This window comes from Prevotella sp. oral taxon 475 (assembly GCF_018127805.1).
In the GTDB taxonomy this organism is placed as follows: Bacteria; Bacteroidota; Bacteroidia; order Bacteroidales; family Bacteroidaceae; genus Prevotella.
Genome location: NZ_CP072334.1, coordinates 590186 through 602923, shown reverse-complemented (window position 1 = coordinate 602923; position 12738 = coordinate 590186). Strand labels below are relative to the sequence as shown.

Sequence of the window (12738 nt, the reverse complement as noted above, 5' to 3'; positions counted from 1 at the left end):
GACGGGCCTCCTTGCGGCCTATCGATGCTGTGTTGCGGGTAGCCCGTCAACCTCATTTAAATCCCTATCCGATGAAGTTGTTCTCCCTTTTTCTCAGTTTCTTGGCAGTCGTTTGTCCTCTCGATGGAGCGGCACAGACGGGTTTGGAGGTTCCGAAAAGGCTCGCTCCCGTGGCGAAAGACAGTCTGTTGACAGGTCAATCTCAGGCGATCATCCGAAAAACCCTTGACGGTTGGAGCAACAAAGGGCTCATTCTGAATCCTCTCGACGCCTTAAACGGTCGACTTCCGGGTGTGAACGTGTCGCGCGGAGGCGACCAACGGCAGGCCATGCTCAACAGTGTGCGGGTGCGCGGAACGACTTCTCTCACCGGCGGAAACGACCCTTTGGTGGTGATCGATGGCGTTTCGAGCGATATTGCCACGCTGTCTACCATCTATCCGGCCGACATTCTGTCGTTCAAAGTGTTGAAAAATGCTTCGGAAACGGCTCAATACGGTTCGCGAGGGGCATCGGGCGTCATCCTCGTTACGACCGTTCAAGGACTGAAAGGGCAGTTTCGCATCTCTTACGACGGAAATATCGGCTTCGAATCGGTGTATAAAAACCTCGAGATGTTGGACCGAGAGGGATATATTTCGACAGCTCGAACGCGGGGATTGAGCTATAACGACGGTGGTGAAGACAACGATTTCCCCGCCGCCATCACCCGAACAGGTTTCATTCAGAACCATCATCTGGCCTTTACAGGTGGCAATGAACAAGCCAACTACCGTGCCTCGGTGAGCATTATGGAACATCAAATGCCGGTGAAAGCCAACGAATATCGCAATTTTACAGCAAAATTCGATCTCATGCAGCAGGCTTTCGACCATTGGCTCACCATCAACTTCGGCGTGTTCGGCTCGTCCTTGGCCAACAAAAAGATATTCGACACGCAGAGGTTGTTCTACTCTGCCGCCTCGCAAAACCCCACTTTCTCTGCTCATCGCAACGCTTCGGGCGGCTGGGATGTCAACACGCTGGCCTCACAAATTGCCCATCCGATGGCTCTTTTGCTACAAAAGGACGACGAACGGGGGCTGAACCTCAACACACACGTCACGTTTGACTTTGCCTTGGCCAAGCATCTGACCGCCAAAATCTTCGGTTCTTATTCTTATAACTCGATGGAGAACGCGCAATTTCAACCCACCTGGACCGAAGCACACGGCAGAGCTTATCGCCGAGAGTCAAAGATGGAAGACCTCTTGGGCAGCTTTCAGCTCGTCTATCACCGCACATGGGGCGTTCATGCCTTAGCGTTTACCGCCCATTCGGAGTATCAGAAGAGTCGACGGCAGAACTTTTACACCACCGTTCGCGGCTTTGTCAATAACGATTACGGCTATAACAACCTCATGGCAGGCAACATTCATCCTTACGGAGGTACGGGAAGCGGATACGAATCGCCGTCGCTCGCCTCGCTGATGGGGCATTTGAACTATACGTTGCTGGACCGTTATGTGGCATCCTTGAGTCTTCGGGCCGATGGTTCTTCATTAGTGGGCGACAACAACACCTGGGGTTATTTTCCGTCGGTTGGCCTTGAGTGGAACGTTCAGCAAGAGCCTTGGCTACGAAACCTGCGACATTGCAACCTCCTCAAACTGAGAACAAGCTACGGACGATCGGGAAATCTCGGCGGAATCACGGCCTACAATGCTCTCTATGCTTTGATGCCCAACGGCGTTGTGCCTTATTATGGCGTGCCAACGGTAACGCAAGGCCTGCTGAAGAACGTCAATCCCAATCTGAAATGGGAGACTCGGAGTTCGTTTAACATCGGTCTTGAAGCCGGACTCTTCGATAACCGACTGCATCTCTATGCCGAATACTATGCATCAAAGACCACAGACATGCTCTATAACTATGATGTAAGTGTGCCTCCGTTTGCTTTCAACAAGCTGTTTGCCAACATCGGAAGCATGAGTAACAGTGGTTTCGAACTGGGATTAGGGGTAGATCTGATTCGCAAACACGACCTGGAACTCAGCGTAAACCTCAATCTCTCGATGCAAAAGAACCGATTGCTCTCGCTCAGCGGCAAGTATGGCGACGAGTATCTCTCATCGCCCGATATCACACCGGTGGGTTCTCTCAATGGTGCCGGCATGCATGGAGGGCACAACAACATTGTTTATCAAATCGTAGGTCAGCCGCTTGGCGTGTTCTATCTTCCTCATTGCACCGGTTTAGAGCAAGCCCCCGATGGGTCTTATCGGTATGTTTGCGCCGATTTAGACCACAACGGACGTATCAATCTCGAAGATGGCGGCGACCGATATGTGGCCGGACAAGCCGTTCCAAAGGCTTCATTGGGATCGAACATCAGCTTTCGATACCGCCATTGGGATGTAGCCATCCAGCTGAACGGGGCTTTCGGGCATAAGATTTACAACGGAACGTCGCTCACCTACATGAATATGGGCAGTTTTCCCGACTATAACGTACTGGCAGAGGCCCCGACACGCAATATCAAAGACCAAACTGCCACTGACTATTGGCTTGAACCGGGCGACTATCTCAACTTCGATTACCTCACCGTGGGCTACAATCTGCCCGTCGTTTCGCGTTATATCAGTGCGCTGCGACTTTCTTTCAGCGTCAACAATCTGGCTACACTCACTGCCTACAGCGGACTAACGCCCATCATCAACAGTCATGTGGTGAACAACACGTTAGGCATCGACGACAAGCGTTCTTACCCTCCCTACCGCTCTTTCTCGCTTGGCATGAGCATACAGTTCTGACATCACACCTGCAAATCCCCTCATCATGCGTTCCGTCAAGTCTCTTTTCACGCTCACAGCTATTCTGTTGACCATTGGACCGGGGCTCTTCTCATGTCTCGACGACCAGCCTCGCGACCGTCTTTCGGAAGCGCAGGTCTTCGATTCGCCCGCCAGTTTGTATCTCAACACCGTCGGAGAGCTCTACAATTACATCGGTGGCGAGGCCGATGGCAACGGACTTCAAGGCACCTATCGCGGTGTTTACGACTACAACACCTTTACCACCGATGAGGCCATCATCCCTATTCGCGGGGCCGACTGGTACGATGGCGGCTTCTGGCAACGCCTTTACCGCCACGAATGGAGTGCCGACGACCAGGAGCTTTACACCCTTTGGTGTTATCTCTACAAAGTGGTTGTGCTCTGCAACGATGCCCTCGGCAGACTCGACAAGCACCGTTCGCTCCTCACCACCGGCCAATACGAGAGCTATCGGGCCGAAGTGCGTGCCATCAGGGCGATGTTCTACTATTATCTGATCGATCTTTTCGGCAACGTACCACTGCTCACCGCACCCGAAAGTAAGGTGAACCGGGTGACGAACACCCGTCGCAGCGAGGTATTCAGTTTTGCTTTCGACGAATTACAGACCGTTGCTCCGCAGCTCGCCCCTACCCCTTCCCACCACATGGGCAACTATTATGGCCGGCTGACACGTCCTGTGGCCTATTTCCTGCTGGCCAAACTGGCCCTCAACGCCGAGGTCTTCAGTTGCGATAACCCCACGACCACAGCCCGAAAGGCCGGGCGCGACATCTATTTCACCGTGAACGGCGTGCAGATGAATGCCTGGCAAACCGTAATTCACTACTGCAACCGAATCGCCGACCTGGGCTATCGACTCGAAAACAACTATGCCGACAATTTCAAGATCCACAATGAGAACTCGGCTGAGAACATCTTTACCATCCCCATGGACAAGCATCTCTATGCCAACCAATATCAATACCTCTTTCGCTCGCGCAATTATCACCATGGCAAGGCCCTCGGACTGGGTTCCGAAAACGGAGCCTGCGCCACGCTTTCCACCGTCCGCGCCTTTGGCTACGGCACCCCGCAGGTGGACCATCGCTATGCGCTGAACTTCTATTCGGACACGATTCTTGTAGACGGCGACACCGTTCGGCTCGACGACGGCACACCGCTCGTCTACCAACCTCTTGAAGTACAGTGCAACTTGTCGGCCTCTCGCTACATCAAAACAGCCGGCGCGCGGATGAGCAAATATGAAATCGACCGCAAAGCCTTCTTCGACGGCAAACTGCAAGACAACGACATCGTGCTCTATCGCTATGCCGACGTACTGCTGATGCTGGCAGAAGCCAAGGTGCGCAACGGGCAAAACGGCGACGCTGAGCTGCATCTCGTGCGTGCCCGGGCAGGAATGGGGCCGCGAACAGCCACCCTCGACAACATCCTCGCCGAGCGTCTACTCGAGCTGATGTGGGAAGGTTGGCGCCGACAAGACCTGATTCGCTTCTCGAAGTTCACCCAAGCCTACGACCTACGCACGCCCTTGACTGGCGAAAGCAACGGCCATACCACCCTTTTCCCTATTCCCAACCGCGCTATCGGGGCCAACAAACGCCTCCAACCCAACAGCGCGTTCTGATCGCTCTGGCAAAAAGGCCTCGCATCGTCGGTGTTTCATTCGCCCCATTTCGTTTCAATGAGATACCGTTGCTCTCCCTTTCGCCATCGTCTTTTGTGCCCTGGCTTTACAAAAGCTAAGAAAACGACGTGCAAAAGCTAAGAGTTGGGAGTGTAAAAGCTAAGAAAATGCAAGGTAAAAGCTAAGTGTTTGAAAATCAATTTCTAAAATATTGATACGCAACGACTTATCATATACTTAAACATCTGCGGCGTTACGCGTCCCGCGTCAATAAGTTGCGCCCGTTCGTTTGGCTCTTTCAAAAGACTTATGTCTGCCGTGCTGTTTGCGGTTTTGACATCACACAGAGATAATTTTTTTGCGGTCTCGTCTCCACATATCAGAAAATCTTTGTAACTTTGCACACCAAATGTGTGACTTGGAAACCTTTCAAATCAACCTCAAGACACTTGGCCAAGGCGTAACCCGAATGGAATTCGACGTAAACGACGACTTTTTTCGGGCTATTGACGCGCCCGAAGTGCAAAGAGGAGAGCTCAAAGTAGAGCTGGAAGTCGACAGAAGAGTCGATCTTTTCGAGCTGAACTTTCATGTAAAAGGTTCGGTCAGCATTCCTTGCGACCTCTGTCTCGACGAAATGCAGCAGTCTGTCGACACGGATCATCGACTGATTGTGAGATTCGGAGAAGCAAATTCGGAAAGCGAAGAGATGGTGATCGTGGAAGAAGAAAGCGGTGTTCTCGACCTGTCGTGGTTCGTTTACGAGACGATTGCACTGGCTATTCCTATTCGACATGTGCACGAATCTGGCCTATGTAACCCCGAAATGATAGACAGCCTCAAGGCACATGTGGCTCATACCGATGGAAACGGACCGACAGAACAGGCCGTAGACCCACGGTGGATGAAACTGAAACAAATAAAAAACAATATTAAAGATTAAAACAAAATGGCACATCCTAAAAGAAGACAGTCGAAAACTCGCACGCTGAAGAGAAGAACTCACGATAAGGCTGTTGCTCCTACACTGGCACTTTGCCCTAACTGTGGCGCTTATCATGTATATCATACCGTTTGTCCCACCTGCGGACAATACCGCGGAAAGGTGGCTATCGTCAAGGAAGAGATTGCAGAATAATGGATAAAATTAATGCGATAATCACAGGCGTCGCAGGCTATATCCCCGATTATGTGCTCAATAACGAAGAGCTCTCGAGGATGGTAGACACTAATGACGAATGGATTACTACGCGTACGGGCATCAAAGAACGCCGCATCCTGACGGAAGAGGGACTTGGAACGTCTTATTTGGCGCGAAAAGCGGCGAGACTTCTGATGAAAAAGACTGGGGCAGACCCCGACAGTATCGATGCTGTTATCGTCGCTACGACCACACCCGACTATATCCATCCTTCCACTGCATCGATTGTTTTAGGCAAATTAGGCTTAAAAAAGGCCTTTGCGTTCGACTTTTCGGCAGCCTGTTGCGGATTCATGTATGCCTTTGATGTGGCGTGCAACATGATTCAGAGCGGCCGACACAAGCGTATCATCGTGATCGGAGCCGATAAAATGTCGGCCATCACCGACTATTCCGACCGCGCTACGTGTCCGCTCTTTGGCGATGGAGCCGGTGCCGTGATGGTAGAAGGCACAATGGAAGAGAACGTCGGACTGATGGATTCACTCCACTTGGCAGACGGCATAGGGCTTCCTTTCCTGCATGTGAAAGCCGGAGGATCGGTTTGTCCGTCGTCGCAGTTCACCGTCGACCATCATTTACACTACACCTACCAAGAGGGTCGCACCGTTTATCGCTACGCTGTATCGGCTATGGGCGACGATTGCACCAAGCTAATGGAACGCAACAAGCTGACAAAGGACGACGTAGACTATATCGTTCCGCATCAAGCCAACCTGCGTATCATCGAAGCTGTGGCAAAAAGAGTGGGTGCTCCGATGGAGAAAGTGCTGGTCAACATTCAACGTTACGGCAACACCAGCGCAGCTTGCATGCCGTTGGTGCTGTGGGATTTTGAAAAGCAACTGAAGAAAGGAGACAACATTCTCTTCACTGCCTTTGGCGCAGGTTTCGTTCATGGCGCGTCTTATTATAAGTGGGCATACGACGGAGCTGAGGCGGCAGAGCAGAATAAATGAAATAGGAACTTCAACTTCAATAGGTAATTATCAGAGAAGACGCATCCTTTTGTATGAAAGATGCGTCTTTTTGGCCTAAAAGAAACCACTATGCATAAAGCAGGATTTGTAAACATCGTGGGCAATCCCAATGTGGGGAAGAGCACGTTGATGAACCAATTGGTGGGCGAACGTATCTCGATAGCCACCTTTAAGGCACAAACCACACGCCATCGCATCATGGGCATCGTCAATACAGACGACATGCAGATTGTATTCTCGGACACACCGGGAGTGCTCAAACCTAATTACAAACTGCAAGAGTCGATGTTGGCCTTTTCCGAATCAGCTCTAAAAGATGCCGATGTGTTGCTTTATGTCACCGATGTGGTTGAAAATCCCGAGAAAAACCTCGACTTCTTGGAGAAAGTACGAGGGATGACGATTCCCGTTCTGCTGCTCATCAACAAGATAGATGAGAGCAATCCAAAGGCGTTGGCACATATTGTGGAGCGTTGGCACAAGCTATTGCCCAACGCAGAGATACTTCCCATATCGGCTAAGAACAAGTTTGGCACCGACCTATTGCTCAAACGAATCAAAGAACTCTTGCCCGATTCTCCGCCTTACTTCGACAAAGATCAGCTCACCGATAAGCCGGCGCGATTCTTCGTGAGCGAGATCATCCGCGAAAAGATACTGCTCTACTACGATAAAGAGGTGCCTTACTCGGTGGAAGTGAAGGTAGAAAGTTTCAAAGAGACAGAGAAAATCATCCATATCAACGCCGTCATCTATGTGGAACGCGACAGTCAGAAAGGCATTATCATTGGTCATCAAGGCGTGGCGTTGAAGAAAGTGAGCACGGAGGCTCGCAAAACATTGGAACGTTTCTTCGATAAGAGCATCTATCTCGAGACCTTTGTGAAGGTAGATAAAGACTGGCGCAGCTCAAAAAGAGAATTAGACGGTTTCGGTTATAACCCAGAATAAAAAGACATGGCAAATTTAGTAGCAATCGTTGGACGGCCCAATGTGGGCAAATCCACCTTATTTAATCGACTCACAAAGACCCGTAGTGCTATCGTTAGCGATACTGCCGGCACCACACGAGACCGTCAATACGGTAAGTGCGACTGGGCAGGACGCGAGTTTTCCGTAGTAGACACGGGCGGATGGGTAGTCAATTCGGAAGACATCTTCGAGGATGCCATCCGTCGTCAGGTGCTCATTGCCACCGAAGAGGCCGATCTTGTGCTCTTCCTCGTCGATGTCAACACCGGCATAACCGACCTGGACGAAGACGTGGCCGCCATTTTACGCCGAACAAAGGTGCCCGTAGTGCTGGTGGTAAACAAAGCCGACAGCAACGAACAGATATACGAAGCTCCGGTGTTCTATTCGCTCGGACTGGGCGACCCCTATCCCATTAGTGCAGCAACGGGAAGCGGAACGGGCGACTTGCTCGACGTTGTGCTCGACAAACTCCAGCCCGTAGAGACCGAAGAGGTAGAAGACGGCATCCCGCGCTTTGCCGTTGTGGGCCGCCCCAATGCCGGAAAGAGCAGCATCATCAACGCTTTCATCGGCGAAGACCGCAATATCGTTACCGAGATAGCCGGCACGACACGCGACAGTATCTATACGCGCTTCGATAAATTCGGGTTCGATTTCTATCTCGTTGATACCGCCGGGATACGTCGAAAGAACAAAGTCACCGAGGATTTGGAATTCTACAGCGTCATGCGTTCCATCCGTTCCATCGAGCATAGCGATGTTTGCATCCTGATGATCGATGCCACCCGCGGCATCGAAGCACAGGACATGAACATCTTTCAGTTGATACAGAAGAACCAGAAGTCGCTTGTCGTCGTAGTCAACAAGTGGGATTTGGTGCAGGACAAAGACCAAAACGTCATCAAGACCTTCGAAAATGCCATCCGCGAACGCATGGCTCCCTTTGTCGATTTCCCCATCATCTTTGCCTCGGCCCTCACCAAGCAGCGTATCTTCCGTGTGCTCGAGACGGCCAAGCAGGTGTATCTCAACCGTAAAGCACGTGTGGGAACCTCGAAACTCAACGAGGTGATGCTCCCGCTGATCGAAGCTTATCCACCACCTTCCACCAAAGGGAAGTACATCAAAATCAAGTATTGCACGCAGTTACCCAACACGCAGATCCCCTCGTTTGTGTTCTATGCCAATCTGCCGCAATATGTCAAAGAGAACTATCGCCGCTTTCTCGAAAATAAGATACGCGAAAATTGGGATATGCACGGTTGCCCTATCAACGTGTTTATCCGACAGAAATAAACCTGCTTTGCAGGAGTCTCATCAACAAGTTCGACGAGATGAAGCGTTTCTATCCGGCAGAAAGGAACCCTCTTTATATATAGCTGGAAATCAGGCGCTTAGAAAACGTATTCCCATCTCTTAGCTTTTGCACCCCATTTTCTTAGCTTTTACAACTCAAAAGCTAAGAAAATGGGGTGCAAAAGCTAAGAGATAGAGAAGAAAGGAGAAGAGTAGGAAGGAGCTAAGAAGAACGAGAAAAGCGTTCCTATGGGATAGTTGGCATAAGAACATCCCCAACATAGCTCGAACTCACATAGAAATGGCTCTGTTATGAGTCGTGGTCGGCCTTGGATTTTCCTTCATGAGCCTCTACGGGTGTTATCGACTGACAACCTTTTTGTTGAACCGGAACCAGGGTAAAACGGAAGGTGCGATCGGCATAAGGCACACGATAGGGCGGCAGAGCAATGCCTCGTTCGCTCCAGGAGTCGACCCCACCAAGACCGGTTTGCAGCAAGTCGAGCGTCAGTTCGGTGTAACGCGAACGGGGAACCTGCGGCGAATGGCGTTGTTCTTTCTCTAAACCGTCGTCCAAATCGGCAATGGCGTAGTGCAAGGCAGAAGCGGAGAAAAGTTCGGGACTAAGGATCCGGAAACCGAATCCCTTCGCATCCTCCTGTCGCCACCAACGAATGTCGCTCTTCGTGCCCGTTTCTTGCGGGCGGATATAGGCATAAAACTGCTCGTCGGCGGTTTGTTGATAGATGCCAACGTTCTGTGACAGCTTGCGGTCGGCATAGTTTTCGATGGGTCCACGACCGTAGAATGTACTGCAATCCATCCCATAAGGCAATTGCATGAGCATGCCGAAGCGGAAGAGATCGGGCACTTTTGCACCCGGAGTGGTCGTCATGGCCTGCGTCACTTGCAGAGTTCCGTTGGCCAGAATATCATAGGTGAGCGTGAGTTGGGCCTGCACCTCGGGCATATCATAACGTGCCACGACCTGCGCTGTGTTGGCTTTCTTTTCGTATCGGGCGGTCAGACTTTTAAGCAACAAGGAGGGATGGCACCAGGGACGATACGTCTTTTGCAGTCCGGCACCCATGTCATTATCGGTAACAGCCCTCCAGAAGTTGGGTCGAAGCCTGCCACCGTCGCCCAACAGGCTCTGCCCCCGCACGACATAAGTTTGGAGCAAGCCCGTCTCTTTGTCGAATTCCATCTTGAAAACAGCATTCTCCACGCTCACCGTTGCTGCCTTTTTCGCATCGACGAGTTTGAGTTTCGTCTCCTTCGTCATGGGTTCGCATGGCTCCACCTTTCGGAAACAACTGCCCTCCTGCAAGCAAAACTGCGCATAAGCCACGCGAGTGCCAGCCGGAAGAAGCGGTTCGTCGTTCTTCAAAACAAAGTCGATATCGAGCAGCACCTCGGCATGCGGACACACTTTGTCCAACTGATAGGGCAACACAAGGGTCTCCGTGCGTTGCGGAACCACCTCCAACTGATTCACTTCGCCCGTCTGTACCGATCTGCCATTTTTGAGAACACGCCACACCAGCTTGTAATTAGAGAGATCGCGGAAGAAGTTCTCATTATAGATACTCACCCGTCCGGCCTTCAAATCCACCGGTTTCACCCAGATATTCTGCTGCCAATAAGCAATCTCCGAGGCGTGAGGATTAGGTCGACGATCGGGATTGACGATGCCATTGCAGTTGAAGTTATTGTCCGACGCATCGTAGTCGTTATAGTCTCCACCGTATTTATAGATCTCACGGCCCTCTTGATCCTTCCCGCGAAGACCCTGATCAACGAAGTCCCAGATAAATCCACCCTGATATTTGGGGTATTTTCGCACCAGATCCCAATACTCTTTAAAACCTCCAGACGAGTTTCCCATCGTGTGATTATACTCACATTGAATGAGCGGACGCGTCTTTGTCTCGTCCTTGGCATAGGCCTCGCATTCCTGATGGGTGCGATACATCGGGCAGGCAATGTCCGTATTGGGGCCATTCTCTCCTCCACGCTCATACTGAACGGGCCGACTTGCATCCTGCGATTTCACCCATTGATAAGCCGCCGTGAAGTTAGGGCCGTCTGCAGTCTCATTTCCCAGACTCCAAACAATGATGCAGGGATGATTGAAGTGGGTCTGCACGTTGTTCTGATTACGTTCCAATATCTGCCGTGCAAAGGCGGGTTGCTTCGAGGGAGCATCGTCACCATACTGAAAACCGTGCGATTCCTGATTGGCTTCGGCCACGATGTAAAGGCCATATTGGTCGCAAAGGTCGTACCAAACGGGGTCGTCGGGATAATGACAGGTGCGAACAGCGTTGATGTTGAGCTGCTTCATGAGACGGATATCCTGAATCATCCGTTCGCGACTCACCACATATCCCCCGTCAGGATCTATTTCATGGCGGTTGACACCCTTGATGAGCACCGGCTGACCGTTCACCAACAGCTGTGCATCTTTGATCTCCACCTTGCGGAATCCCACTTTTTGCGTCAGCACTTCCACCAGTTTTCCATCAGAAGACACCACCCGACGCCGCCCCATTCGTCGGGTTACGGGCGGCGTTTTCACCTTTGCCACGAGCGTATAGAGGTAAGGCGTCTCGGCAGTCCACCGTTTCGGACTGGCTAAAAACAGCTGATTGTCATTTTTTCTCACAGCGGCCGTGTCCAGTTGCAAAGCCGCCACCCGTTTGCCCTCGGCATCCAGAAGATCGATGTCGATGCAAGCCGCACCGGTGAGATTGAATTTGAGGTCGAGCACGCCATCCATATAATTGTTCACCAAGTCGGGAGTAATGCGCAGATCGTCTACATGCGTCTCTTTGTTACGGGCATAGAGATACGTGTCTCGTGCCACTCCGGAGAGCCGCCAGAAGTCTTGATCCTCGCAATAAGAGCCGTCGCACCAACGAAACGTTTGAAAAGCGATGAGATTTTCCCCCTTTCTCAGATAGGGCGTGATGTCGAATTCGGGGGCCACCTTGCTGTCTTCTGAGTAGCCTACGTATCTTCCATTCACCCAAAGATAGAGATTGGATGTCACCGATCCGAAGTGAGCCACCACCTGTCGACCGTCCCAATCATCGGGGATCGTGACCGTTCGGCGGTAACTACCCACGTGATTATCTTTCACGGGCACCTCGGGTGGATGGTTTTTAAAATGTCCTCGCCAGGCAAAACCTACGTTGACGTAAATGGGATCGCCATATCCGTTCAGTTCCCAGATGCCAGGCAGGGGCAAGTTAGCCCAATGACGATCATCGAAGTCTTCGGAAAAGAATCCCGTTGGGCGTTCGTCGGCATTTGCCACCCAACGAAACTTCCACTGTCCGTGCAACGAAAGAAAACGGTCTGAAGCCTTTCTATCGCCCGTTAAGGCCAGTTCGGTGCTCTCGAAGGGAAAAATTCCGGTGTGCATCGGCAAGCGATTCACCTGATTCACCTGTAAATCGTGCCACTCGGTAAAGGTGGGTTGCACGGCATTTTGCGCACCAACCGGTGCAGCCATCACAGCAAAGGCAACCTCAAAAAAGAATGTCTTCATAAAAAGGAATGGTGTTTGATTACTGAATATTTCGTTACAAATTTACTCGTTTTTCTTGTAACGTCTATGCAAATCGGGAACTTTAACACCCCTCCTTGCTCCTTCCCCACTCCATTTCTTCCCTTCTTACTCCTTCCTACTTCCCTCCTCACTTCTTACTATTCCCCTCCTTACTTCTTACTACTTTCTTCCTTACTCCTTACTACCTCCCTCCTTACTACTTACTACTTTCCTCCTTACTTCTTAAAAGCTAAGCTTTCGCACGCCCATCTCTTAGCTTTTGC

8 protein-coding genes are annotated in these 12738 nt (G+C 51.2%); 7 read left to right on the top strand and 1 reads right to left on the bottom strand.

Going from position 1 to position 12738, the window contains the following annotated elements; all coding sequences use genetic code 11:
- The first annotated feature begins 71 nt into the window (after nt 1–71).
- From J5A66_RS02280 to der, 7 genes are all read left to right on the top strand, one after another.
- Nucleotides 72–2792: a SusC/RagA family TonB-linked outer membrane protein gene (locus J5A66_RS02280; RefSeq protein ID WP_211790855.1), complete on the top strand. Its 2721-nt coding sequence runs from the start codon at nt 72–74 to the stop codon at nt 2790–2792.
- Between the two features lie 25 nt (nt 2793–2817).
- Nucleotides 2818–4446, top strand: coding sequence for a RagB/SusD family nutrient uptake outer membrane protein (locus J5A66_RS02275; RefSeq protein ID WP_211790854.1), 1629 nt, complete (start codon nt 2818–2820; stop codon nt 4444–4446).
- Nucleotides 4447–4915: 469 nt separating this feature from the next.
- Nucleotides 4916–5389 (top strand): DUF177 domain-containing protein, encoded by a 474-nt coding sequence (locus J5A66_RS02270; RefSeq protein WP_371742866.1) that lies wholly within the window; start codon nt 4916–4918, stop codon nt 5387–5389.
- Nucleotides 5390–5395: 6 nt separating this feature from the next.
- Complete coding sequence (rpmF, locus tag J5A66_RS02265) at nt 5396–5584, top strand: 50S ribosomal protein L32 (protein WP_211790852.1); 189 nt, start codon at nt 5396–5398, stop codon at nt 5582–5584.
- Nucleotides 5584–6606 (top strand): beta-ketoacyl-ACP synthase III, encoded by a 1023-nt coding sequence (locus J5A66_RS02260; RefSeq protein WP_211790851.1) that lies wholly within the window; start codon nt 5584–5586, stop codon nt 6604–6606. Before rpmF ends, J5A66_RS02260 begins: the two co-directional genes overlap by 1 nt.
- A gap of 90 nt (nt 6607–6696) precedes the next feature.
- Nucleotides 6697–7578 carry a GTPase Era gene (gene era / locus J5A66_RS02255; RefSeq protein WP_211790850.1) on the top strand — a complete coding sequence of 294 codons (882 nt, stop codon included), beginning with the start codon at nt 6697–6699 and terminating at the stop codon, nt 7576–7578.
- A gap of 6 nt (nt 7579–7584) precedes the next feature.
- The gene (der, locus tag J5A66_RS02250; protein ID WP_211790849.1) at nt 7585–8898 is read left to right on the top strand and encodes a ribosome biogenesis GTPase Der; all 1314 of its coding nucleotides are present in this window, start codon (nt 7585–7587) and stop codon (nt 8896–8898) included.
- A 310-nt stretch (nt 8899–9208) separates the two neighbouring features.
- Here der and J5A66_RS02245 read toward each other — a convergent pair whose 3' ends face one another.
- Entirely contained in the window at nt 9209–12454 is a 3246-nt protein-coding gene (locus J5A66_RS02245; RefSeq protein ID WP_371742865.1) for a glycoside hydrolase family 2 TIM barrel-domain containing protein, read from the bottom strand.
- Between the last annotated feature and the right edge of the window lie 284 nt (nt 12455–12738).

What these genes read in the sequence shown, in the direction of transcription:
- J5A66_RS02275 (WP_211790854.1), top strand. Translation starts at nt 2,818, where the DNA reads ATGCGTTCCGTCAAGTCTCTTTTCACGCTCACAGCTATTCTGTTGACC.
- J5A66_RS02260 (WP_211790851.1), top strand. Translation starts at nt 5,584, where the DNA reads ATGGATAAAATTAATGCGATAATCACAGGCGTCGCAGGCTATATCCCC.
- era (WP_211790850.1), top strand. Translation starts at nt 6,697, where the DNA reads ATGCATAAAGCAGGATTTGTAAACATCGTGGGCAATCCCAATGTGGGG.
- rpmF (WP_211790852.1), top strand. Translation starts at nt 5,396, where the DNA reads ATGGCACATCCTAAAAGAAGACAGTCGAAAACTCGCACGCTGAAGAGA.
- J5A66_RS02245 (WP_371742865.1), bottom strand. Translation starts at nt 12,454, where the DNA reads ATGAAGACATTCTTTTTTGAGGTTGCCTTTGCTGTGATGGCTGCACCG.
- J5A66_RS02270 (WP_371742866.1), top strand. Translation starts at nt 4,916, where the DNA reads ATGGAATTCGACGTAAACGACGACTTTTTTCGGGCTATTGACGCGCCC.
- J5A66_RS02280 (WP_211790855.1), top strand. Translation starts at nt 72, where the DNA reads ATGAAGTTGTTCTCCCTTTTTCTCAGTTTCTTGGCAGTCGTTTGTCCT.
- der (WP_211790849.1), top strand. Translation starts at nt 7,585, where the DNA reads ATGGCAAATTTAGTAGCAATCGTTGGACGGCCCAATGTGGGCAAATCC.